General features: G+C 59.3%; 22 protein-coding genes and 1 riboswitch. Of the genes, 7 read left to right on the top strand and 15 right to left on the bottom strand.

Features of this window, described 5'->3' with window-relative positions:
* Positions 1-15: 15 nt before the first annotated feature.
* Positions 16-1,584, bottom strand: coding sequence for a proton-conducting transporter membrane subunit (locus ACP15N_RS10395; protein ID WP_425092198.1), 1,569 nt, complete (start codon positions 1,582-1,584; stop codon positions 16-18).
* Between the two features lie 98 nt (positions 1,585-1,682).
* Here ACP15N_RS10395 and ACP15N_RS10390 point away from each other — a divergent pair, with 98 nt between their 5' ends.
* The 3 genes from ACP15N_RS10390 to ACP15N_RS10380 all read left to right on the top strand — a co-directional run bounded on the left by ACP15N_RS10390 (position 1,683) and on the right by ACP15N_RS10380 (position 6,310).
* Complete coding sequence (locus tag ACP15N_RS10390; protein WP_425092197.1) at positions 1,683-2,570, top strand: LysR family transcriptional regulator; 888 nt, start codon at positions 1,683-1,685, stop codon at positions 2,568-2,570.
* A gap of 777 nt (positions 2,571-3,347) precedes the next feature.
* The gene (locus tag ACP15N_RS10385) at positions 3,348-5,648 is read left to right on the top strand and encodes a cache domain-containing protein (RefSeq protein ID WP_425092196.1); all 2,301 of its coding nucleotides are present in this window, start codon (positions 3,348-3,350) and stop codon (positions 5,646-5,648) included.
* Entirely contained in the window at positions 5,648-6,310 is a 663-nt protein-coding gene (locus tag ACP15N_RS10380) for a response regulator transcription factor (RefSeq protein ID WP_425092195.1), read from the top strand. The genes ACP15N_RS10385 and ACP15N_RS10380 overlap by 1 nt, the downstream gene beginning before the upstream one ends.
* Before the next feature lie 153 nt (positions 6,311-6,463).
* Here the strand turns inward: ACP15N_RS10380 and ACP15N_RS10375 are convergent, their stop codons facing one another.
* The 4 genes from ACP15N_RS10375 to pcaC are packed head-to-tail and all read right to left on the bottom strand — an operon-like array spanning position 6,464 to position 9,040.
* Positions 6,464-7,303 (bottom strand): 3-keto-5-aminohexanoate cleavage protein, encoded by an 840-nt coding sequence (locus tag ACP15N_RS10375; protein ID WP_425092194.1) that lies wholly within the window; start codon positions 7,301-7,303, stop codon positions 6,464-6,466.
* A gap of 7 nt (positions 7,304-7,310) precedes the next feature.
* Positions 7,311-7,931, bottom strand: a complete 621-nt coding sequence (gene pcaG, locus ACP15N_RS10370; RefSeq protein WP_425092193.1) for a protocatechuate 3,4-dioxygenase subunit alpha — start codon at positions 7,929-7,931, stop codon at positions 7,311-7,313.
* A 3-nt stretch (positions 7,932-7,934) separates the two neighbouring features.
* Positions 7,935-8,663, bottom strand: coding sequence for a protocatechuate 3,4-dioxygenase subunit beta (gene pcaH / locus ACP15N_RS10365; protein WP_425092192.1), 729 nt, complete (start codon positions 8,661-8,663; stop codon positions 7,935-7,937).
* Positions 8,660-9,040: a 4-carboxymuconolactone decarboxylase gene (gene pcaC / locus ACP15N_RS10360; protein ID WP_425092190.1), complete on the bottom strand. Its 381-nt coding sequence runs from the start codon at positions 9,038-9,040 to the stop codon at positions 8,660-8,662. The genes pcaH and pcaC overlap by 4 nt, the downstream gene beginning before the upstream one ends.
* Before the next feature lie 534 nt (positions 9,041-9,574).
* Between pcaC and ACP15N_RS10355 the strand changes: the two genes are divergently transcribed.
* Positions 9,575-9,967 (top strand): histidine kinase dimerization/phospho-acceptor domain-containing protein, encoded by a 393-nt coding sequence (locus tag ACP15N_RS10355; protein ID WP_425092451.1) that lies wholly within the window; start codon positions 9,575-9,577, stop codon positions 9,965-9,967.
* Here ACP15N_RS10355 and ACP15N_RS10350 read toward each other — a convergent pair.
* The 3 genes from ACP15N_RS10350 to rfbF are packed head-to-tail and all read right to left on the bottom strand — an operon-like array spanning position 9,901 to position 14,167.
* Positions 9,901-11,073, bottom strand: coding sequence for a class I SAM-dependent methyltransferase (locus ACP15N_RS10350; protein ID WP_425092189.1), 1,173 nt, complete (start codon positions 11,071-11,073; stop codon positions 9,901-9,903). The genes ACP15N_RS10355 and ACP15N_RS10350 overlap by 67 nt on opposite strands.
* Positions 11,070-13,388 carry an NAD-dependent epimerase/dehydratase family protein gene (locus ACP15N_RS10345; RefSeq protein ID WP_425092188.1) on the bottom strand — a complete coding sequence of 773 codons (2,319 nt, stop codon included), beginning with the start codon at positions 13,386-13,388 and terminating at the stop codon, positions 11,070-11,072. The genes ACP15N_RS10350 and ACP15N_RS10345 overlap by 4 nt, the downstream gene beginning before the upstream one ends.
* Positions 13,388-14,167: a glucose-1-phosphate cytidylyltransferase gene (rfbF, locus tag ACP15N_RS10340; RefSeq protein WP_425092187.1), complete on the bottom strand. Its 780-nt coding sequence runs from the start codon at positions 14,165-14,167 to the stop codon at positions 13,388-13,390. Before rfbF ends, ACP15N_RS10345 begins: the two co-directional genes overlap by 1 nt.
* Before the next feature lie 251 nt (positions 14,168-14,418).
* Between rfbF and ACP15N_RS10335 the strand changes: the two genes are divergently transcribed.
* From ACP15N_RS10335 to ACP15N_RS10325, 3 genes are all read left to right on the top strand, one after another.
* Positions 14,419-15,462, top strand: coding sequence for a hypothetical protein (locus tag ACP15N_RS10335; RefSeq protein WP_425092186.1), 1,044 nt, complete (start codon positions 14,419-14,421; stop codon positions 15,460-15,462).
* Positions 15,463-15,517: 55 nt separating this feature from the next.
* Positions 15,518-16,690 (top strand): class I SAM-dependent methyltransferase, encoded by a 1,173-nt coding sequence (locus tag ACP15N_RS10330; protein ID WP_425092185.1) that lies wholly within the window; start codon positions 15,518-15,520, stop codon positions 16,688-16,690.
* 210 nt (positions 16,691-16,900) lie between these two features.
* Complete coding sequence (locus ACP15N_RS10325) at positions 16,901-17,803, top strand: glycosyltransferase family 2 protein (RefSeq protein WP_425092184.1); 903 nt, start codon at positions 16,901-16,903, stop codon at positions 17,801-17,803.
* Between the two features lie 47 nt (positions 17,804-17,850).
* Here ACP15N_RS10325 and ACP15N_RS10320 read toward each other — a convergent pair whose 3' ends face one another.
* The 7 genes from ACP15N_RS10320 to ACP15N_RS10290 form a co-directional block, all read right to left on the bottom strand.
* Positions 17,851-18,618, bottom strand: a complete 768-nt coding sequence (locus ACP15N_RS10320; RefSeq protein WP_425092183.1) for a hypothetical protein — start codon at positions 18,616-18,618, stop codon at positions 17,851-17,853.
* A 160-nt stretch (positions 18,619-18,778) separates the two neighbouring features.
* On the bottom strand, positions 18,779-20,014 hold the full coding sequence (locus tag ACP15N_RS10315) for a D-amino acid dehydrogenase (protein ID WP_425092182.1): 1,236 nt from the start codon (positions 20,012-20,014) through the stop codon (positions 18,779-18,781).
* A gap of 123 nt (positions 20,015-20,137) precedes the next feature.
* Positions 20,138-20,225, bottom strand: a riboswitch (glycine riboswitch).
* Positions 20,226-20,323: 98 nt separating this feature from the next.
* Positions 20,324-20,977, bottom strand: a complete 654-nt coding sequence (locus ACP15N_RS10310; protein ID WP_425092181.1) for a glutathione S-transferase — start codon at positions 20,975-20,977, stop codon at positions 20,324-20,326.
* Between the two features lie 154 nt (positions 20,978-21,131).
* Entirely contained in the window at positions 21,132-21,653 is a 522-nt protein-coding gene (locus tag ACP15N_RS10305) for an AAA family ATPase (RefSeq protein ID WP_425092180.1), read from the bottom strand.
* A gap of 106 nt (positions 21,654-21,759) precedes the next feature.
* Positions 21,760-22,557, bottom strand: a complete 798-nt coding sequence (locus tag ACP15N_RS10300) for an iron chelate uptake ABC transporter family permease subunit (RefSeq protein ID WP_425092179.1) — start codon at positions 22,555-22,557, stop codon at positions 21,760-21,762.
* A complete protein-coding gene (locus ACP15N_RS10295; RefSeq protein WP_425092178.1) occupies positions 22,557-23,300 on the bottom strand; it encodes an ATP-binding cassette domain-containing protein in 744 nt (247 codons plus the stop codon). The genes ACP15N_RS10300 and ACP15N_RS10295 overlap by 1 nt, the downstream gene beginning before the upstream one ends.
* Positions 23,297-23,794, bottom strand: coding sequence for a transcriptional repressor (locus ACP15N_RS10290; RefSeq protein WP_425092177.1), 498 nt, complete (start codon positions 23,792-23,794; stop codon positions 23,297-23,299). Before ACP15N_RS10290 ends, ACP15N_RS10295 begins: the two co-directional genes overlap by 4 nt.

Below are 23,794 nucleotides of genomic sequence, written 5' to 3'. Positions count from 1 at the left end.
GGTGTCAGTCTCGCGTCAGTTATTGGGTTTCGTGATGCGGAAACCGCCGATGGCGCGGTCCAGCAAAGCGTTCAGATAAAAACCATTGGCAAGGTGCACGCGCAGCCCTGCCGTGGACGGATGATGCGCCCACAATGGAAACAGCGCTTGTGCGAACGCCACCAACCCGAAAGAGGCGACGGCAAGGATGACAAGCGCCCATTCCAGCGCACCGGGGGCCGGGGGGGTTGGCAGAGCGGGGCCCCAGACCGCTTCGGCCACCGCCTGGAACGAAAAGTACGCGATCGCCGCAGCAAGCGAGGCCAGCGCGGTTCGTTTGGTCAAAGCCCTGGGGGCAGTGTCTGCCAGACCTTGTGCCACCAGGTACGCGACGCCGAAGATCAGGATTGCGCCCAAGGCAAGCGCTTGTGCGGTTTTGGGACCAAAGAGGGCCGTGAAAAGCACCGCGATCACACCGTAAAGAACAATCGCAAGACCAAAGGCCTTCATGACGGCATTGAGGTTCGGGACCGCAACCGGACCCGGACGCCGCAGCCCCGCAACCGCTGCGACGGCACCGCCCGAAGACAGGAAAGCATGGGCTTTGTAGAGCGAATGCGCCACGATGTGCAAAAGTGCGAGAGCCCACAGTCCGAGCCCGCATTGCAGCAGCATGAAGCCCATTTGCGACACGGTCGACCAGGCCAGAGCGGTCTTTACCGCGCTCTGTGTCAGCATTACTGCCGCGCCGAACAGGGCCGTGAACCCGCCGATCATGACCAACGCCGCCATTGCGCCGGGGCTGGATTGAACCAGGCCCGCAGTCATGATCAGAAGAACCCCGCCGGAATTGATGATGCCTGCGTGCAATAGTGCGGAAACCGGGGTTGGCGCCTCCATTACCTCGGTCAACCAACCGTGCAACGGAAAGGCGGCAGTCTTGAGCACCGCGGCAGCCACAAGGAAAACGAGGGCGGCTTGTGCGACGGGCGTCAGGCCCGCGCTGGCGGCCATCGAGTTGATCACATCAATGTCCGCTGTGGCAAATGCCGCGAAAAGCAAGAGCGCAGAGCATACCAGCATCACATCACCGCCATGCCAGACCAAGGCGAATTTCGCAGCGGCGCGCCGGGCTTCGGACCGTTCAGGATAGAACAGGATCAGGTGGCGCAGGCCAACACCGACCAGCGCTGCCGACAAGATCAACGCCGCCAGACTGCCGGATTGAACGAAGATGAGGACGGCGGCGAGCGTTGCCAGCATCAGTCCGTGGAATCTGCCCTCACCTTCCTCGCCGTCGAGATAAGTGCGGCTGTAGCGCATCACGACCCAGCCGATGAACGCGACCAGCAGGGCCAGCGTGACGCTGACAGGACCGGCGCGCAGGGCCAAGAATGCAGCACCTTCAAACACCGCCAGTTGTGCAGGCCCGGCCAGAATAAACTGCAGGACGCCGCCTGCCGAAAGTGCCAAAGCTGCAAGCGCCGCATTCTCGGACCATACAGGCAGTTGGCCCGGACGTCGCCCGGATCGCTGCGAAGACAGCGCAGCAACGCCAAGCAGGGCTACCGGTGCGAGGAATGACAACGACAGGGTTTGCTCCATGACAGGTCTCCGATGTGATGGTTCCGCCTTGAGATAGGCACTGGCATAGTTCAAGAAAATTTCATATTTTGATCGAAAATGTTCTATTGGGTGGAACTGTGTCGATCTTGAACCTTCACCATCTCCGCCTGTTTCGCGCTGTTGCCCGAGACGGCACGCTGACAGGCGCTGCGCGCGCGCTGCACATCTCGCAATCGGCGGTGTCTACTCAGATCAAGGCGCTTGAGACATCGCTCGGCCACGATCTCTTTGAGCGGCGTGGGCGCAACCTCGTATTGACGGAGGCCGGTCGCATCGCGCTGGACCATGCCGACGAGATTTTTCGGGCCGCCGAAGACCTGACCGCGACGCTGAAAACCTCCGGTGGGAAGCGAAACGTGTTGCGGATCGGGGCTCTGGCTACTCTGTCGCGGAATTTTCAGTTCGGCTTTGTCGAACCGATCATGGGCCGCGACGATACCGAGGTCATACTGCGTTCCGGTACACAAGAGCAGCTCTTGCGCGGGCTGGAGGCATTGTCGCTGGACGTGGTTCTTACGAACCTTGTCCCCGCCCGGGATGCAGCCAGCCTTTACCTTGTCGACCGACTTGCAGAGCAACCCGTCAGTCTGGTCGGGGCGCCGGAGCGGGTCCTGTCCGGCGAGACAGAAATTACGGATATCATTGCGTCCCATCCACTGATCCTGCCAACGCCCGAAACCTCGCTACGCTCTGGGTTCGACGCGATGGTCGAACGTATGGGGCTTATTCCCAAGATTGCGGCCGAAGCGGACGACATGGCGATGTTGCGCCTTCTGGCCCGCGCAGATGCTGGCGTGGCTGTCATTCCGCCGATTGTCGTACAGGACGAGCTGGCCACGGGCAGGCTGGTTGAGCTTGCCCGTCTCGACGAGATTACGGAGGTATTCTGTGCGGTTACGATCAAACGAAGGTTCCCAAATCCTCTGTTGAAAGAAGTTCTCGGTGAAGCTGCGCGCGCCGGCTAGGGAAACCAAAGCAGGTACCGTCTAAATTGCAGAACTACATCCAGGGCCTGCAGGTCAGAATCTGGGACGATGTGAGCAATTGCTTTGACGAGGCCGTCCTCCTATTGCTTGATGCACTTGAACACGCATTCTGGCTGCGCGGACTTCGGAACGTTGGCGCGTGTCAGATCGGCAGAAGGTGGGCACAGAGTTCGGATTGCTACCACTCACGGATTAGCCTTGATCCCGACGCCGAGAGCGGCACGTGGATCGGGCCATCCTGCAGACCGAACTCTCCTGGTTTCTTCTGACCCGCGGCAGGCCAACGGCCAAAGCTCGGGTTTGGGAAATCGAATGTCCCAGTCCGGTTTCCGGCAGGGCCATGCCCTGTCGGAAACCGGGCGCTAACCAGCTTACCAAAGATCAGTGCCGCGCGATCAAACTGTGCAAACGTGGCGTGTTGTGCGGATAGAGGACATCCCGAAGCTGAGTTGCGCGGCATAGGCAATTCTACGTAGGCAATCGCTCCAATAGTGTCTTTCGGCGGCGCAGCGTACGCTTATGCCTGTTCCGTCTGATGTATTTTAAAGGCGGTGGAAGTTTGTGAGTGCGAAGTTTCCATGCCTGTCTGGGAGTGAGTGGCTCAGGCAGGCACGCTCTGCCCCTCGGGGCAGAGCGGCTTCTTCGTCAGCGTGCACGCTGCATTCAACCAGTGCATTTCAGTTCCAAATCTTCTTTACTGTGCGGTGCTGAGTGGTATTCGGCGCTTGGAAGCGGTCGCAGGGATGTACGGAACGGATGAAGTCACTTGGTGCAATTCTCGCCCTCGCGCTTGCAGGTTTACAGCTTCTTGCGGTGGCAGTGGTTGTTTTCTCATCGTATTTCACATCCGAACGAACCCTGCTTGAACATGCGCGAACGCAGCTCGTGGACGTCGGCACCAATGTGATTCAGCACACCAAATGGTTCATGTCGCCGGCGCGCAGCGCGGCGGAATTGTCCACGGCATTGGCAAAAAACCAGATCGTTCGGCGCGAGGATCGCGACCATCTCGAAGGACTGTTGTTTCAGCAATTGCGCTCGGCACCGCAGTTCGCGGGAGCCTATTACGGAGACGAAGACGGCAACTTTGTTTACGTGAAACGGAATGGGCTGAAGGAATATGTGACGAAAATCATCAATGTGGAAAGCGTTGACCGCGCGTTGTTCATACAGCGTGATGAAGCTTTCTCGGATGTTGGCCGACACATAGATCCCGACGACAAATACGACCCGCGCGCACGGCCCTGGTACATCGAAGCGCGGGAGCAAGGCGACAGTATTTGGACCGATCCCTACATCTTTTTCACATCGCAGTCGCCCGGGATCACTGCTGCCACCCCGGTCGTCGACTTTTTCGGCAAGGTCCAAGGGGTTGTCGGTGTCGATATCGAGATTCAGGAACTGTCGAATTTTCTGTCGCAGCTCCGGATCGGTAAAAACGGCGCCGCGTTTATCCTGAATCGCAACGGGGACGTGATCGCCCACCCCAACCCCGAGCTTCTGACAACGGTCGGAGAGGGGGGAACGCTCAAGTTTCCTTCCATCGAAGAGATCAAGGACCCGATTGCGCGCGCCGCTTTCGGAGACCGGCTCACCCGGGACGGTGTAACCCTTGAGTCCGCAATCCAGAGTGATTTCGAGCATTTGGGCGAACGTTTCGTGTCGTTGATCATGCCCTTCGGGTTGGACGACATCCCGTGGACCATCGTCCTCTACGCGCCCGAGAGCGATTTCATTGGAACGATCGAGGCAAACCGGACCCAGAACACTCTGATTGCGTTTGCAGTTGCGGTCATGACGGCGCTCCTTGGACTTGCGCTTGCCAAGCGCATCCACGCCCCGGTGCGGGCCTTTGCAGTGCGTTCTGCGCTTATCTCGCAAGGCGAGGTGGATCCCGAAGAACCGATGCCCAGCACGTACCGGGAGCTGGAGAACGCCAACACGGCGCTGGTGAACGAAATCTCCCAAAGAAAGAAAACGGAAACGGAGTACCGCCTGACTTTCGAGAAGGCCTCTCGCGGAATGGTCCATATCGAAAGCGCCACGGGTCGTATTTTGCGCGCGAATGCGAGCTTTGCGAAACTGTTGGGATACACCGAAAACCAGTTGAGCGGCGTTGCGTTCCAATCCCTGCTGGACCCGGATGAGGAAGACGTTCTGAAGGAATTCGGTGACAGTATCGCAGAACATGCCGCGTTCGGGTTCGAGGCCAAAGCGATCGCGAAGGATGGCACGCCTGTCTGGATCAGTTTCAACGGGATCTACTTTCAGCAGGCCGGCGCGGATGAGAACTACATCGTTGCAACAATCGACGACATCACGCAGGCGCGTGCTTCGGCAGAGAAAATCGAAACCCTCAATCGTGAGATTGCCCATTTTTCCCGTCAGGAAATGATGGGAGAATTGGCGACCGGGCTTGCGCACGAACTCAACCAGCCTCTGACCGCAATCACTCAGAACGCGGATGCTGCGCAATACATGATCGGGCACACGCCTGACCGCTTTGAAGAGGTGCGCGGACTTCTGGGCGAAATTGACCAGCAGGCGCATCAGGCCGCCGACATTATCCGGGCCTTGCGCGCTCTTGTGCGCAAGGACGAGAATGTGCCAACCGAGTTTGGTGTGCGCGAGTTGCTGGAACAGTCGCGGCGGCTTGTTTTGTCTGAGGCCCGTCAGCATTCAGTGCAGATACTCATCGCGAAAGGGCCCGAATTCGAAGCGCGCGCGGTGCGGGTTCAGGTTGCACAGGTGGTCGTCAACCTGCTCAGAAACTCTGTTGAATCGATTGCCGAGACTCCACGTGCCCGCAAGGTCGTAACGGTTTCGGCGCACCTCGATGGGGACTTCGCGCAAGTGACCGTGGAGGATGGCGGCCCGGGTATCGACGAAGGCCTTGACCTGTTTACACCGTTCGAAACAACGAAGCGGGACGGCATGGGCCTGGGTCTGTCGATTAGCCGGACCCTTGTCGAGGCGAATGGCGGCAAAATCTGGCACGAACGATTGGCGGGCCTGACCCGTTTCAGTTTCACGATCCCTGCGAAAGGGGCTTCTTGATGACCGATGTCGCGGACGAAAAGATGATTGTTTTTCTCGTCGATGACGACGCAGATATCCGCGCAACCTTGTCGAGGGCGCTGAGTCTGCGTGGCTATCATGTCCGGACGTTTGCTTCCGCTCTGGAGTTTCTCGAAGCCTATGACGATACGTCGTCGGGGTGCCTGATCTTAGATTACGGCATGCCCAAGATGAACGGGCTTGAGCTGCAAAGGCACCTGAAGGATCGGAATATCTCTGTCCCGATTGTATTTATTACCGGACACGGCGGCATCCCCGAGTCGGTGCAGGCAATGAAAATGGGCGCGGTGGATTTTCTTGAGAAACCGTTCAAACAGTCTGTGTTGATCGACCGGATCGAGGCCGCCTTCAAAACCGACGAGCGACGCCGCAAGGAAAACCTCCAGACGTCCGAGACGCTGACCCGTTACGAAGCTCTCACGGACCGCGAACGGGAAATCGCGCTGATCATCGCAACGAACCCTGCCAGAAATTCGTCGAAGGAGATCGCCCGACAACTCGGCATCAGCCCCAGGACGGTGGATCACCACAGGGCCCGGATTCTTGAAAAGATGAGGCTCGGGTCCGTGGCCGAACTGGTAGAGACCAGCCTCAAGGCCGGGTTGTTCGCGGATAACGGAGTTGATGGACAGGTCGATTGACGTGTGGGCCTGTAACCGGATTGCGGTTTGAAGTGCCGCGACACTGAGCTTCGGTTGTCTGTGCTCGGTTCGTTTCAGCAAGCTCCGTTTAAGCTGTAGCGAACCGACAAGCGCCCTGCAGCGGTCGTTGTCCCGTTGCGTTCAAAGGGGGTATCACGCTGCTACCTGCCTGAGCCCAAGTATGCTGCGCGCCTGTTTCCAGTTTGCGACCGGCCTTTCATGTTTTTCGCAGATTTCAGTTGTGCGACGCACCAGCGCGGCGTTGGAGGGGGCCAGGGTCAACCGGTCAAGGCGCACGTTGTCTTCAAGGCCGGTGCGCGCGTGGCCCCCTGCCGCAACTGCCCATTCGTTCAGCTCCAATTGGTGTCGTCCAATCCCTGCCGCGCACCACGGGGCGTCCCGTCCGAAGAGCCGATGGACCGTTTGAACATAAAAATCGAAAACCGCCTTGTCGGCGGGCATGGCGTTTTTCACGCCCATGACGAATTGGACATACGGGGTGCCGACGAGTTGCTCGTTGTTGGCCATCTCTCGTGCCTTGAGAATATGGCTCAGATCGAACGCCTCCACTTCGGGCTTCACTCCGCAGGCGATCATCTCTGACGCAAGCCAATCGACCAGATCCGGTGGGTTCTCATAGACACGCGATGGAAAGTTGTTCGATCCGACAGACAACGAGGCCATGTCGGGGCGCAATGGTAACATACCGCCCCTTTCCCTGCCGGCGCCGGATCGCCCACCGGTGGAAAACTGGATGATCATGCCGGGGCAATGCTGCTCCAGGCCCTCCTTCAGCCGCGCGAATTTCTCTGGGTCCGATGATGGCGTCTCGTCCACGTTGCGGACATGCGCATGAACAATGCTCGCCCCGGCCTCGAAGGCTTCGTGCGTGCTTTCAACCTGTTCCGAGATGCTGATTGGTACAGCCGGATTGTCGGACTTGCGCGGCAGCGAGCCTGTAATCGCAACGCAGATGATGCAGGGATGTGTCATACCACCCTCAAACGTCAAAAAAGACGGTTTCTGCGTCGCCTTGCAGCTGGATGTCGAACCTGTACACCGGTGTGCCGTCCCGATCAGTGCGGCTTGCAACAAGCGTGTCGCGGCGCGTCTCCCATTCAATCAGGTTTAGTACGGGGTCCATGGTGTTCGCCTCGGCTTCATCCTCGAAGTACATACGTGTACAGAGCCCGATATTGATGCCGCGTGCTACCAGCCAGAAAGACAGATGAGGGGCTTGAAGGGCCCCGTTTCTGCCCCGAACGCGGCCCGGCTTGACGGTGTCGAAGCCCCACTGCCCTGTTTCGAAATCCGTGATGACGCGACCCCAGCCGCGAAAGCCGGTTTCGACTGGCCCTCCGCCTTCGGGATGTGCAAAGTGCCCCTCCGAATTGGCTTGCCAAACCTCCAGAAGAACATCCTTGACGGGGCTGCCGCTGCCGTCGATCACCAGACCCTCGACACGAATGCGTTCGCCCTTCGCGGAGGCTCCGGCAATGTCGCGGCCAAGTTCCTGACGATAGATCTCAAATCCAGCTGCACCCGGCGCCAGCCCGATATGCACGTAAGGCCCTGCCGTCTGCGAGGCGGTTTCCCGGAGGTAGGACAAGGTTTGGGGCATCTCCTAATTCCCTTCCGGACGGTTTTCGAAGAACGTCGAGCGGCGCCCCCTGAGCACCACGTCGAACTTGTAGGCAATGCTGTCCAGCGGGACCGTCGCATTCAGATCGAGTTTCGCGACCAGTTGTTCGATGGCCTCGGTGTCCGGGATCGTCTGGATGATTGGACATAGCGGGATCAACGGGTCGCCTTCGAAATAGCATTGCGTGATAAGGCGCTGAACGAAGGCCGATCCGAAAACGGACAGGTGGATGTGGCCCGGACGCCAGTTGTTGATATGGTTCCGCCATGGGTACGCCCCGGGCTTCACGGTGCGAAAGACATAGTATCCTTCAGCATCCGTCAGTGTTCTGCCGCAGCCGCCGAAATTCGGATCGATCGGGGCAAGGTAGGTATCTTTCTTGTGACGGTATCGCCCGCCTGAATTGGCCTGCCATATCTCGACCAAAGTGTTTGGTATTGGACGCGCGTTTTCATCCAGAACACGCCCGTGCAGGATGATCCGCTCGCCGATCGGCGCCGCGCCAGCCTGCGCGTAATTCGTCAGCAGGTCATTGTCGCCCACATCCACATCCCCGTGTCCGAATACTGGCCCGGTGACCTCCGATGCAGTCTGCTCCAACGAGATCAACGCGTAACGAGGGCTGCGCGAAACGCTGGTCTTGTAGCCAGGTGTCATTGCTGGCGGATGCAGGTCACGGTTGCGTTGGTAGTAGTCGCCCGGGGCAGTCATGCCTGACCCTCCATCTCGGCATAGGTCTCCTTGGCAAGTTTGATTGCATGGTTCGCACGTGGCACACCAGCGTAGATCGCCACGTGCAGAAATGCCTGCAAGACATCGTCCTTGGTCGCACCGGTATTGGCGGTTGCGCGGACATGCATTGGTATTTCTTCAAAATTCCCGGTCGCTGCGAGCAGCGCGAGTGTCAGCATCGACCTGTCCCGCAAACTGATCGTATCATCGGACCAAACAGTGCCCCATGCGCCTTCGGTAATCAGGGCCTGGAACGGCGCGTCGAACGTGTCTTTGGCCGCTTCCGCGCGGTCAACATGGGCATCGCCCAGAACTCTACGGCGCATTTTCATGCCGTCTTCGTGGCGGTCTGACATCGGGCTGGCTCCTCCGTGCGGTTTGGGCACGGCTTAGGGCGCGCGCCGCAACGATTGGCGGTTGTCCAACCACCTCGGTTTTTGAGTAGATTGCGCTGCTGTTGCAGGGTCAACCTACCAGATCGACAGGGCCGCGCTGACGCCATCCTCTCCGAACGTTTTCACTTATCCAGCGCAAACCTCACTGGGGTTGCACACATCTTTCTCGTGCGGGCTACAGCATATCCAGACGCGGGATCGCATTCCAGCCTCTTGCTGTCGACGCAACCATACGCGCGCATTGCCTCAAGGCGCTTGTCCTTGTGCGGCAGATACCGAGAATTGCATCCGCTAAGTGGTTTGCAACAATACTCGCCGCCTTGCCGGTACGGGTCAGAAACCCTACCGGGCGTGACAGCGTGGGCGCGGTCAAAGGACGATGTTCTATCGCGAGCTTTTGGCGTCGTGCATCGCAGAAATCGGAACGGGTGCGATGCCGTTGCCTGCGTCCAGAAGCTCCAGCGCGGTTGTCGTGCGTCCAACTTCCACCAACCGATCAGGCATGAAGTCCCCGCGGAAGCCCAAGCTCTTGTCAGGACGCTGAACAGGCTGCTGGACCGCATTTCCCGACCGATCAATTCGAAGGATGAACTCGTTTCCATTGCGGCTCAGCAGCTCCGGACTCCGGTGGCCGGTATATTGGCCTCGGTTGAAGCGGTCCAAAACGCGCCGGACCAAACCTCGGCCAAAAAGCGTAGCGCCGAGTTGGTGGAGGCCGCCCTGCAAACCAGCCAGCTCACAAATCAGTTTCTGTCCTTTGACCGCGCCACGGGGCGGACCTTGAACATGCCAGTGTCCGCGCGGCTTGCAAACGGCGCTGGTCACAAGGCAACCACCTCTGGAGAGAGGCCCATGAACTCAAGCTCTGAGCGTATCTCCGCCAGATAAACCGGGTTCATCACGATCACGAGGTCGGGTGGCGCGTCTCGCAGCGCTTCTGGAGCGGAGACCACATGGCCGGTCCCCGGCATGAACTTTCCCTGTTTGTGCAGGTTGATGTCGATCACATGGCTTACTTCGGGGCCCAGGCTGTTTGTGGTCAGGAACGACACGCCCTTTGATCCGCCGCCCCAGATTGCAACCCGACCGCCTGCGCGCGCTGCGCTTTGCACCTTGTTTGTCCAAGTGCGGCGCGCAGCTGCGACCCGGGTGGGAAACGCCTCGGCCAGTGCCAGGATCTGCGCGAGATCTTCCTCTTCCGGCCGTGGCATGCCCTGACCCGGCGTCGCATACTGGATGATGTATTGACCGTGATAGGCAAGGCGGCTGTGAGAGACATCTAGTCCAGCGCGCCTTAGCAACCGGGCATGGCTGCCGATGGTGAAATACGAGCAGTGTTCGTGGTAGATATCCCAGAACGCCCCTTCGGCGAGGACCCGAGCGACATCGGGTGTCTCGAACATGACCTGGGTGCGTGATTGGCCCGCGGTCACTGCTACCATATCCTCGATGAATGGGCGGACATCAGCGATGTGTTCAAGAGTGTGCCGACAGACGATCAGGTCGGGCACTTCGGCGACCTGCGCGGGATGAAAGTAGTCGCGGAGAAAGCGGATCTCGGGTGCAATGTCCTTTGCGGAACGCTCAGGAATGTAGCCCGGATCTATCCCAAGCGCCCGGGATCCGCTTTGGCTGACCAGTTCTGTCAGAAAATCGCCCTTCCCGCAGCCGATCTCGAGCGTGAAGCGGTTCGACAAATCCTGCCGCTCTGTAAGTTCGCGCGCCAACCCCTGCGCGAAGCGGTTGAACGTGCCTGAGAAGTGTTGGCTTTCTTCGGTGGTCCCGGCGTAGTCCACAAGGCTGGCGTCGAATGTACTGTTGAAGAGGAACCCACAAAGGTGGCACAGGGTCAGAGTAAGTTCGCCCGTAGGGAAGTTCTGCGCCGCCTCGGCGGTCTCCAGCAAGACTACGCTTTGTGCGGGTATCGCAGGCAGATGGTAGAGGTCGCGAAGATCGCTCCCGCCACAGGCCGGGCATGTCGCGCGTGCGCTCATGCGCGTACGATCTCAAGATCCGGGATCGGAACGACGATGCGCCCGCCGCGCGCAAGAAAATCCTGTTGCTGCCGAACAATCTCATCGCGGAAATTCCAGGGCAGCAGGATCAGAACGTCCGGCGGGTCTGTTTGCAGCACCTCGGGTCCGACAATAGGCACACGGACACCAGGCATGAACCGGCCCTGTTTGGCCGGGTTCTTGTCAACGGCATAATCAATAACGCGTCCGTCAATACCAAGATAGTTCAGCATGATCGTGCCTTTTGCCGCTGCTCCGTATGCGGCGATGCGGGCGCCAGAGGCCTTCAAATCGCCGATCATTTGTCTCGCACGGCTGCGGAAGCCGCGAACCTTGTCGGCAAACCCTTCGTAGAAGGCGAGGCGATCAAGACCAAGGGCGCGTTCTTCGTCCAATAATGCAGAAACGGTTTCGCTTCGTGCGCCGGTCTTGCCAAACGTGATCCGTAAAGAACCACCATGAATGGACAGACGTCTTACATCCCGGATGTGCAGCCCGTGCCGTTCAAACAGGGATTGAGCAGAACTGAGGGAGAAATAGCAGCGATGCTCGTGGTAGATCGTGTCGAACTCCCCGTGGTCGATCAGGTCACGCACGTAGGGGAACTCCACGACAACCGCGCCGGTCTCGGACACCAGCGCTGCCATGCCCGCCACCAGATCATTCTGTTCTTCGACATGTGCGACGACATTGTTGGCGATAATCAGGTCGGCCCTTCGTCGTTCTGCAACAAGGCGGGTTGCAAGGGCCTTGCCGAAGAAGTCGTTTATCGTCTCGATCCCCTTTTCACGCGCAATCCGTGCAGGTTCTGGGGCCGGATCGATCCCAAGGGTCGGAACCCCGGCATCTCGAAAGTTCGTCAGCATGTATCCGTCGTTTGACGCCACCTCGACCACGAGGCTGTCCGGGCCAAGGTCATGCGACGCGATCAAGTCGGCGGCATGGTCGCGACTATGCTTCAGAAGATCTTCGGAAACAGATGAAAAATAGACGTAGTCGTCTCCGAACATCTCCTCCGGCGGGCGAACTTCGAGAAGTTGGCTCAGGCTGCAAACCGGACAGAATGCAAGCCGAAGTGGCACGAGGTTTTCCGAACGCTTGAGGTCATCGGCACGCAACAATCCGTCTGACCGGGGCATGGGACCGAGGTCGAGCACCGGCAACAGGCCGGACGTTCCACAAGAGATGCACGCGCAGGAAGCGGCGTCTTGGGCAAAGTCTTGGGCCTCAGAATTTGCTGCAGGCGACCAATTTGCGCGTGCCGTCTCTGTGTGGGACAAATCCGTGCCAATGATCCGGTCTGCAATCAACTGATGGATGTGGCCAATGCGTTGGTAGCGCGGTCCTTCGAACTCTCCAAGTGTGAGACCGGAGTTCCTGCAAGCCTCGTAGATTTCCTGCGCCCCGCGCTCAGGTGACCATTGCGGAACGAAGCCCGGCAACACGCGAGAGATCTTGTCGCAATTCACGCGGTAGGACCGTTTGTCCGGCCCGGCACCGTCTGCGAACTGCAAACTGCAATCGGGTACCACCTGCGCCACGATGCCTGCCAGATCCCGTATCTGGTAGTTGTGCGCAGTCACGCCCACGTTGAAAGCCTCGCGTTGAACGGTATGCCACGGGGCCTCCAGCGCGCAACGAAAGGCAAGTGCGATATCCTTGATATGCGTGATCGGGCGCCACGACATGCCATCGGATTTCATGTGTATGCGACCGGTCGTAACTGCCCAAGCCACAAGGTTGTTCAGCACCAGGTCGAACCTCATGCGCGGGCCAAGGCCATAGGCCGTCGCGGATCGCAAACTCGTGACGCAAAAACCGTCATCGGCCAGGTCGGACAGGTCAAGTTCGCAGCGCACCTTGCTATCGCCATAGGGCGTCACCGGATTGAAGGGCGCGTTTTCGTCGATGAAGCTGCTGCCGGACGCGCCGTAGTTGGAGCAGGTGGAGGCGAAAACAAAGCGTCCCACACCCGCCGCCTTGGCCGCCCGCGCGACCTGCATCGTGCCATCATAGTTGATCGAGAACGTGGTTTCGGGCCGAAAGTCCCCGAGCGGATCGTTGGAAAGCCCGGCCAGATGCAGTACCGCATCAACGCCCAGAAAATCTCCGGGGTTTGCCTGCCGAACGTCCTTGCGGACCCATTGGATGTCGGGAATTTCGCCGCCTTCGGCAAACGTGCAGCGTTCGTAAAGATCGCTGTCCATACCCACAACGTCGTGCCCCGCAGCCAGCAGCATCGGCGTCAAGACCGTGCCGATATAGCCTTGATGCCCGGTGACGAGTACGCGCATCAGGGCTTCTCCCAAAGGGCCCAAGGCCGTCCGCCTGTCTCCCAAAGATCTTCGAGTACTTTCTTGTCGCGCAGCGTGTCCATCGGCAGCCAGAAGCCTTCGTGGAAGTAAGCCATGAGTTGACCGTCGCGCGCGAGGTTTCGCAAAGGGGCATGTTCGAACATCATCATGTCGCCTTCGATGTAATCCAGAACCTCGGGCTCAAGCACAAAGAAAGCGCCGTTGATCCAGCCTTCGACCGTCTGCGGTTTCTCTTCGAAAGCGGTCACGGTGTTCCCATCGAACCTCATGTGTCCATATCGCGCCGGAGGGCGCACTGCGGTCACCGTCGCAAGCTTGCCATGACTGCGGTGGAACGCGATGAGCTTGCCAATATCGACGTCCGAGACGCCGTCGCCCCAGGTCAAAAGGAAAGTGCCGTTGCCCAGCCAGGGTTTCAGGCGTTTCACGCGCCCGCCCGTCAGCGTTTCTTCCCCGGTTTCTACAAGGTTCACGGTCCAATCCGGTGTGTCTTGTGTGTTGCGAATGGGCGGCCCGCCATCGGCGGTGCGAAAGGTGAGGTTGCCGGCAAGGGTCGTGTAGTCGGCGAAGTAGCGCTTTATGAAATTTCCCTTGTGTCCAAGCGCAATCACGAACTCATCAAGCCCGTAATGCGCATAGATTTTCATGATGTGCATCAGGACCGGCATGCCGCCGATTTCCACCATGGGCTTTGGCCTCGTGACGGTTTCTTCCGCGAGGCGGGAGCCCTTGCCACCCGCGAGTATCGCTACTTTCATGAAACATTCCCAATAATTACTGGGCAAATGTATGGCTGCGTGAGATGCAAGTTCCAAGTTCAAAACCGGGTTTCTTCCAGACACTTTAGGGGCATTTCGGGCGCGAACGCTGCGCGATTACCCACCAAAGAATGTATGAAGCAGCGCTGCGTTTCCGCGTGCGGTTGCTTATTGCGCGCGATACGATCGCAATGGGGACTTGGTCGTTTGGTCTAGTATGACCGGTTCAGGGAACGGACAGAGACATCAGATTGACGGTAAAACAGATCCTTCAGCGCTTGCTGATCGCGGCCTTCGCCTCGGTCGTTGTTGGTCTTGCGACCCTTGAGGCGACGTTCCTGGTTGGTCCTGAGCATTTGGTTGCGCGTTTTGACCCGCCTGGCGTGATTGGCCTGAAAACGGGTGACTTGTCAGCAAACCTGAACGGCGAACGGGGGGTCTTCGGGCGTCTGCACGATGGGACGGTGTTCCGTGCGAACAACGGTGGCTGGCGTGCGTTCGTCGAGAAGTCACCAAGGCTGAGTTCCGGAGCTATCCTGTTGGAGGTTCCTTCGGACCAACTTATCCCCGGGCTCAACGAGGTTGAGGTTGTGTTCACCAGCTTTCTTGGCCTTACACGACAGATAAATGTCCCGTTTGAGTATGCACCTGAGCCAGTGTCGTTCCCGATCTCTTGGGATTGGTCGCGAGATATGGCAGAGGTCCAAGACGGTGTCTGGGAACGGAGGGAGACAGCAGAGGGATGGCGGCTTGGTCCCGTCGAGGGAGCGGAAGGCTATGACCGGCTGGTGCTGGTGGCGCCACCATTTGACGGGCCACGTCGGGTGACGGTCGATGTTACGTTTCGCAAGAACACGGGGCGCCCGTTCGGGTTTGGCGTCATTCCTCTTTGGGGCGGGCACAATGACCCGGACGCCCGTTCCCCGAGACGCGGCTGGGAGTATGCAATCGCGTGGTATTATGACGTGCAGAACGGATTTGGCGTCGAGCTTTCGCGCAAAGATGGCGCGCGACCGCACACGACCGTGCGCAAATACGATGCACGCGACATTGTCGAAGGAGAGACCTATCGTATCATCGCGGAGGCCCGTGGCCCCTTGGATGTCACGACGGGTTCAGCTGGCTATTCCCTTCGGATGCAATGGGCGCATCCGGCTTCCGGGCAGATCAGCGACTGGATTGAATTGACCGATGCGAGCGTTCCCGTGACCGACCAACCCCATGCCGTGGCGCTCGTTGCGCATCGGGCGGCGGTGGACTTCGGGCCCGTGTTTGTAGAGCGGATCAAGCCCTGATGAAAACCCCACAAGCTCTGCCGGCAGCGGCTGGTGAACGAGAGGCGCGTGGAAGGTGACGCTGCCGTTTTGCCCGTCTTGCCAGCGAGAGAGCGACCGGAAAATTGCGGAGTTCCGCGAAGTACCGGTGCTGTGCAACCAATTGTTCGAAAGTCCAGAGGCGGCCCGAAATGCGCGATGCGGGAATATTGAACTGGCACTGTGCGCAGGTTGCGGGCTGATCTGGAACCGGGCCTTTGACCCGACCCTTGTTGCGTATGCGCAGGGCTATGAGAACGCCTTGCACCACTCGCCGCATTTTCGCGATTTCGCAGAGGCACTCGTGCAGCGCCTTGTCTCGGACTACGGGTTGACCGACGGCACAGTCGTCGAGATCGGCTGCGGAGACGGCTACGTCTTGAACCTGTTCGCGCGGTTGGGGGTGAAATCCGCGATTGGGTATGACCCGTCGATGGAGGGGCGGGTGTCAGCGTATTCGAACCGTGAAGGCGTGGAAATTCATGCGCAAGCGTTTGACGCGACTACGCTACGCGATCCTGCCGATCTGGTGCTGTGTCGCCATGTTCTCGAACATCTCGATACACCGCGTTTGTTTCTTGATGACGTTGCGCATGCCTTGGGCGCGCGAACCACACCACTTTATTTCGAGGTTCCGAACGCGGAATGGATGCTTATGGCGCCATCGCCTTGGGACGTCATCTACGAGCACGTCACATACTGGACTGAAGCCTCGCTTTGCGCGGCGTTTCGTGCGGCTGGTCTTCGTCCCGTCTCTCTGGTGCGAGGGTATGGTGATCAGTTCCTGTCCATCGAAGCGGAAAAGGCCGAGACTGCCGGTGAGAAAGTGGTTGCACCCTGCGATCTTGAGCCTTTGCAGCGCGTCGCATCCGGCTTTGCCGACTATTTTCACCGCGAGACGCAGCGGTGGGAGATGCTGTTGGAGGCGACGGATGGGCCGGTCGTCATCTGGGGCGCCGGATCCAAAGGCATTACCTTCGCCAATGTCATGGCGCACACCGGGTCGGGGTTTGCGGCAATGGTGGACGTCAACCCTCAGAAACATGGTCGCTTCATTCCCGGAACCGGCACGCAAGTGATTGCGCCGTCTGCTGTCGCGGATATCGCACCCGCGCTGATCCTGATCTCCAACGGGCTCTACAAGGATGAGATCGCAAGCGATCTGCGTACCATGGGCCTTGAGCCGAAGTTCGAAGTGATTTCGACCTAGACGCAGGAAAACCGGTCGAGTTGACGAACCGTTCTCGTTCGGGTCGTCTTGGACCGTTTCCGGGGCGACTACAGTATCCCAAGGATGCGGAAGCTTACGAACAGACAGACTGCCGGGGAACAGCCACACGCGCCAAGCTCTGCTTTCAATTGACACGCCGCCCGCCCGGCTTGCATCATTCAGGCTTTGTAAAGAAGCTGGGACATTGGTGTGAACAGAGTATCAGGTTTTGTGGTTCCTGCGCCCACTGTGAGCATCGGTCTGCCAGTATTCAACGGCGAGAATTACCTCGCCGACGCGATAGACTCCATCTTGGCGCAGACCTTCACAGACTTCGAGTTGATCATTGCAGACAACGCTTCGACGGATGAAACCCCTGCAATCATTCGCTACTACGCAGATCGGGATCCTCGCATCAGGGCAGTGCGCCATCCGCGCAATATCGGGGCGGCCAAGAATTACAATTACCTTGTTCATTGCTCGTCGGCACCTTTCTTCAAATGGGCAGCGCATGACGACCTGATTGCGCCTGAGTTCCTGTCGCAGTGCCTAGAGGGCTTCGCGACCTACGGCGACGAAACCGCGCTGGTCTATCCGAACTTCATGGTCACGGACGGTGATCTCAATGCACTCGATGTGATCAGCCCATACGTTCATTGCTTGTCGCCGTCGCCGGTGCAGCGGGTCCGCGATGCTGTAAGGGGTCTTGGGCTCGTGACATCCGTTTTCGGCCTTTACCGGCGCGATGCGCTGATACGCACGCGCCTGATCGGGAGCCATATCAGTTCGGACTTCGACCTGCTGGTTGAGACCGCCCTGGTGGGCAAGATCGCCCGCCTTGATGGACCCGTGCTGTTTACCCGCCGTCTCCACGATGGCATCTCTACCCGGGCAAACGCCACGCGCAAGGATCTGGTCAATTGGTTCGATCCGGATGCCCGGGACACAGGTGGTCCCTTCGGCACGCCGTTCTGGCGGTTTCTGGGGTCGGTCGTACGCGTGCCCGGACTGACGGTGGGACAACGCTTGGGCGGCTGTCTGGCGATCGCCGAGCGCATGTTGCGTGTCCGCGCAGGCAGTATCAAGCGCAGTCTGGTTCCGGCGCGCACCTAAGTCGCTCGCTCAATCCCGTCAACGGAACCGGTCCGCAGTTCGGCCACTCAGAACATCACGCAATCCGACGCGGGCGGCAATGGCGCGTGCCCGTCCGGAAGGGTCGGCTGATAGTCAAAGCTGGCAATCGCCGCCCCGCCGTCGAAGGCTATGAAGAGTTGATCGGAGCCAGGACGTATCGCGATGCCCTCGGGATCGAGCCCGAAGGCGATCAGCGGGGCTGTCGCCAGAAGCGTTCCGGTGGCGTCGAACTCATAAAGGCTGTTCGTGCCTTCGAAATCATCAACGATCAGCAGATGACCTGTTCTAGGGTCTCTTGCGATGCCCTGGGCCTCACTCAGCGGTGGGTCCAGCGTCATGGTGTCGATCCGGCGAATGATTTCGCCACTCGGGGTGAGCCATGTCAGGTACTCGGGATCGTCCTCGACCGTTATCAGGTTTCCATCCCCGTCGATCGCGATGCCTTCCGTGTCGGCCCAACCGCCTTCGATCTGGAATGGCGGGCCAAGCGCTACCCCGTCCTTCGACAACCGTTGAAAGCCACCTGCACCGTCTCCAACCAGAAGTGCGTCACCCTCCAGTGTGATCGCTTTGATCCGGTAGAGGTCAGAGCCGATCCTGCGGAGCTCCAGACCGTCCAACGTTACCAGGATTGCCTCGGGACCTTCGTTCGCGATCCAGAGACCGCAAAAGGCCGGATCGTAGTCGAGGCTGGCTGGTCGGTTGATTTCGTATCGGTCAGTCAGCACCAGGTCCAAGGCCTTGGCGTCCGCAGCGACGCAGGCCCACACGGCGAAAAGGGCGATCTTTCTCATCAGCGTCTCCGGGATGCGATGAAAGACAACTGGATCACCTCGCGACGAATTCAATTCACGAGTGCATTTCGCAAAACGGCACGACTTCGGGCGCTACGGTTTGGTTCATTGAAAAGCGGCCCCGTCCTGCGCCTTGAACAGAGCCGCAAGAGTATGGGCGTCAGGCTGCCAAAGCGGCCGGGGCCGCGCCACGATGTTCTTGGGCGACTGCACCTGCAACGATGCGCGCGGTGGCGGCCGAAAGCGTCCAGCCAAGGTGCCCATGGCCCGTGTTGTAGAACACGCCCGGTGCGATACCGCGTCCGACCCGCGGCAGCATGGACGGCATCATCGGACGCAAGCCCGCCCATGGTGTCACGTTTTCGGTCGAGATGCCGGGGAAATGACGCTCGCACCATTCCGTCAACGGTCGAATTCTGTCTGCCCGGATATCGCGGTTTGCACCGTTGAATTCGGCGGTTCCGGCAATCCGGAACCGGTTTGCGCCAAGACGGCTCGCCACGATTTTCGCCCGGTCATCAAGCAGACTGATCCAGGGAGCGGAAGCCTGGCTTTCGGCGTCCTCCAGCGCCACGGTCACGGAGTAGCCCTTCACCGGATAGATGTTCACGCGGTCCCCGAGTTGACGGGAGAATTCCCGGCTGTGGATTCCTGCGCTGACTACAACAGCGTCAAAGACATGCTCGGTTCCGCCCTCGCAAATCCGAACTCCTCCTTGCACCGACGACACCTTTTCGACGTTGGCGCCAAAACGAAGCATCGCGCCACGGCGGATGCAGGCTTTGGCAAGACCCATTGTGAACTTGTGGATGTCACCCGAACTGTCAGACTCGGTCAGAAACCCGCCCAGCAGATCGCCTTGAAGCGCAGGTTCTATCTCGCGCATTTCTTCGACGCTGACCTCGCGCCGGTCAAGTCCGCCCTCCTGAAGCAAGAGGTTGACCTTGCGCGCGTGCGCGAGGTCCTTCTGCCGGTCGTAGAAGTGCAGAATACCACGACGTTCGAGATCAAAATCGATCCCTTCGCGGTCTGCCATCTCAAAAAGGACCGTGCGCGCCGCTATCGCAAGGCGCACCGTTTCGATGGTGTTGGCTTTGTAATTCGGAATGTTTGACAGAAACTCCGCCATCCAGCGCATCTTGTGGAAGGTTGGGGCGGGGTTCACCAGAAGGGGTGCATCCGCGTGCAGCATCCATTTGAGGCCCTTCAGAACGGTACCCCATTGGGTCCACACTTCCGCGTTCGACGCAGAAAGCTGCCCCCCGTTCGCAAAGCTGGTCTCCATCGCGGCGTATCGGTTGCGATCGAAAACCGTTACGTCAAAGCCGTGGTTTTGCAGTTCGTAGGCAGTGGTCAGGCCGGTAACGCCCGCACCAATGACGGCAACTCTGGACATGATAAAGCTCCTTGCACTTGCGGCTTTTGCCGCTTGCCCCCTCCGTGCGTGGAACCTGAGAGTTTCACCCGATTGCGGGCTTTCTCCTACGGTGGACCCTTGCGGGTCGCTTTCCGGAGTGTTGCAGCTATACCGGTCCTTGGACCTGAGAGTTTCCGGGGCGGTTGCTCCTTCGGCGACGGGGTGTCCCGTCTTCTCCCGGCGTAGCCGTTTCTGGAGACGCGCATAGTCAAGAACCGTGATTCGATCAACGCATTTTGCGCCGCATGCACTTGCCCGAGTACCGGATTTGGTTATGAGGCGCGTTTGTCAGGGCTCTTCGACGTGCCGCGTGCCGAACCAGACCGGTGCGTTACCCTGCGCCCATGGTGCATGTTTGGCCATGATGCCGCTGAACTCCGGGCCTTGGATGAAGCGGTCGAGCCAGTCGCGCAGTGCTGCCCACGGTTGTACGTCGAACCAGCAGCGGTCCGTATTGGCGAACTGACGTGCAAAGGGCAGTATGGCGTAATCTGCAAGTGTTGGGCGGCGTCCGAAAATCCACCCGTCCTCGGCAATTCGGGTGTCCAGCGCTGTCAGGTATGCCGCAGCCCTTGCGCGTTCGGCCCGAGGATCGAGGTCCGGGTATCTGACAGCGTACTTCGTGTGATCGAGGGCGGCTTTGAACGGACCGTCATTCTCCTGGATCAGCTTCCATCCTGCCGCGGGCATATCCAGCAACCCGCGCGGGTCATTCTGCTTCAGGGCCCAGACCATGATGTCGAGGCTTTCATCCAAGACACGATCCGGCAGGGCGAGCGCTGGAACAGTTGCGGATGGCGATGTATCGAGGAACTGTTCGGGTTTGTCGCGCAACAGGATTTCACGCAACTCCACTTGTATTCCAGAGCTTTGAATCGCCAGCCGTGCGCGCATCGCATAGGGGCATCTGCGAAAGGACCAGAGCACAGGAAAATCTGCCATATCACGTGGCTACGATGCCAGAGCCGCGTTTGCAAACATCGGAGCCCTTTGCACGGCTTGTCCTGCCGCTCAGGGGAGTAGCGAGCCGCGCATGGCATGGAGCGGTTTGAGTGTCAGGCGCATCAATGCGATTGTAGGCACGCAGTGTGGACCATCAGCGATGGTCCGTGTTGGTTCCGGGAGCACCGGATCCGTTCCAGACCAGATTGAAGCCTTCGCCTGCTGAAGGAAATGCAAAATGCTTTGTGACCTGTCTGAACTGGGCGTCACTCACCGCAAACGGATGCGCGCCTTCTGCGTTACGGGCATGAAGCCGTGCGATACAAACCTCATCAGGAACATCCAGGATATGGAGCTTGTGCTCTGCATGTGTTCCGTCAAGGAGCCCACGCATCCATTTGCGTGTTTCCACAGTGTTTGCCTGAAAATCGAGGACTACCGAGACACCCGCACGCAGCAAGGCTGTCACGTGCGGCCCCATGGCGTTGCGAAGCTTCGACGTACATCGGACGTAATCCGATAGCGAAGCCATCTCCTCGCCGAAGAGCGCGTCCAGCCAGGCGTCCTCCGAGATCAGAACTGTTCCATCAGCGCGGGCCAACCGCTTTGCCAGAGTTGATTTGCCCGACGCGACCTTGCCACACAAAAGATGGAGCGTTACCGATGAGTTGGGCATGTGGCCTCCTCTTTTCCCAAAGAACAGCGCGGGGCAGCGTGGGGCAGCGCGGCCTGAAGGGGTGCAGTGCAGGCGCACCAAGTCTCACGGAACTCCGCCGCTTGTTTTAGCCGTCACCCTGGCTGCGCCATCCGACGATGTTGAGGCCCGCAAAGAGCAGTGTCGCAACGCAGACGATGGACGGCCCGGCCGGTGTATCAAGAACATAAGCCCCCTGAAGTCCGGCAACTGCTGATATCGCGCCAATTGCCGCCGCAATAAAGGCCATGGCCTCAGGTGTTCGGCTTAGCCCGCGCGCCGCAGCTGCCGGAATTATCAGCATCGCGGCAATCAAAAGAACGCCGACGACCTTGATCGCGACTGCAACGGTGATCGCCAGCGCGATGGTCAACACGAGTTGTTCCTGTCTCGGGTTGAGACCGCTCGCGTAGGCGAGTTCCTCGTTCAATGTCGATGTCAGCAGGGCGGACCAGCGCCACATGATCAAAGCGACGACGACGGCAGCGCCCCCCCATATCACGAGCAAATCAGTACGCGAGACAGACAGTATGTCACCGAAAAGATAGGCCATCAGGTCGAGCCTGACGCCGGACAGGAAAGACACCGCAACCAGTCCGAATGCCAGTGCTGAGTGTGCGAGCACCCCGAGCAGCGTGTCCATGGCGTAACCGCGCCCTGCCAGGACCGTTACCGTCAAAGCCATGACCAGCGCCACCACCATCGCCCCGACGAAGATCGATATCTGGAAAGCAAGCGCCAGAGCGACGCCGAGGATCGCCGCGTGTGCGGTGGCGTCCCCGAAATAGGCCATCCGTCTCCAGACAACGAAACACCCAAGTGGTGCTGCCGCAAACGCAACGCCGATTCCAGCAAGTGTTGCGCGGGTCATGAAATCGTCGAGCACTACTCTGCGGCCTCGTGACTATGGGGGTGATCATGATCGTGACCGTGGTCGTGATCATGCCGATAGAGCGCAAGTGCGCCTCCGGTGCCGGTGCCAAACAGCGCGCGATACTCCGGCGCCGAGGCGACGACTGCGGGCGTGCCTTCGCAACAGACATGCCCGTTGAGGCAAATAACCCTGTCAGAGGCGCTCATCACAACGTGTAGTTCGTGGCTGATCATCAGCACCGCACATCCGGTTTCCTGGCGCACGGTTTCGATCTGCCGATAGAATGCGGCGGACCCCGACTGATCGAGGCCCTGCGTGGCCTCGTCCAAAAGCAGGACATCGGGGGTATTGATCAGGGCGCGCGCCAGCAACACACGCTGGAATTGCCCGCCCGACAGTTTTGACATCTGGCGTTTGAGCAAGTCCGGCACGCCGGCGGCATCGAGCGCTGACCTGCATTTGGCTTTGGTGACCTTGTCCGACAATCGCATGAAACGTTCGACCGTGATCGGTAGTGTCGGGTCGATGTGCAAGCGTTGCGGGACGTATCCGATCTTGAGGCCGGGTTTCAGGGTGATCTCTCCGCTGGACGGTTGCACGGCACCGATAATCGCCCGCAGGAGACTGGTCTTGCCAGACCCGTTCGGCCCGACAATCGTGACGATTTCCCCGGCGTCGAGGTGTAGGGCCACGTTGTGCAGGACGGTTTTCGCGCCGAAGGCAACGCCAAGGTTTTTAACCGCGATAAGGCTCATGCGTCCGCTTTGTCTATGCAGGCGGGGCATACGCCTTCGGCTTCGACCACGGTTTTTTCGATCAGGAATCCGGTTGCACGGGCGGCGGCTCCGAGTGAGCCCCTCGACGGTGCAGATTGGGCCTCGGCAACGGCGTCACAGAGGCGGCAAATCATGAAAGCAGGCGAGTGGTTTTCACTGGGGTGGGCGCAGGCAACAAACGCGTTCAGGCGTTCAATCTTGTGAACGAAGCCATGTTCAACCAGAAAGTCCAATGCGCGATAAGCCACCGGCGGTTGTGAACCGAACCCCTCGTCGCGCAAAAGGTCAAGGATGGCATAGGCCCCAAGCGCGCGGTGCTCGCGCAGAAGCAACTCCAACACCTTGCGACGTACCGGTGTCAGGCGAAGACCTTCGGCAGCACAGCGTTCGTCGGCCGCCTGCAACGCGTTCTGGCTACAGGCTGCGTGATCGTGCTTTTGAAACCCGACAGGTGTCGCGGTCTTCGCGCCCAT

The organism is Tropicimonas sp. S265A, from assembly GCF_049800835.1.
Classification (GTDB): domain Bacteria; phylum Pseudomonadota; class Alphaproteobacteria; order Rhodobacterales; family Rhodobacteraceae; genus Dinoroseobacter.
This window is presented reverse-complemented; position numbering and strand designations above follow the sequence as displayed.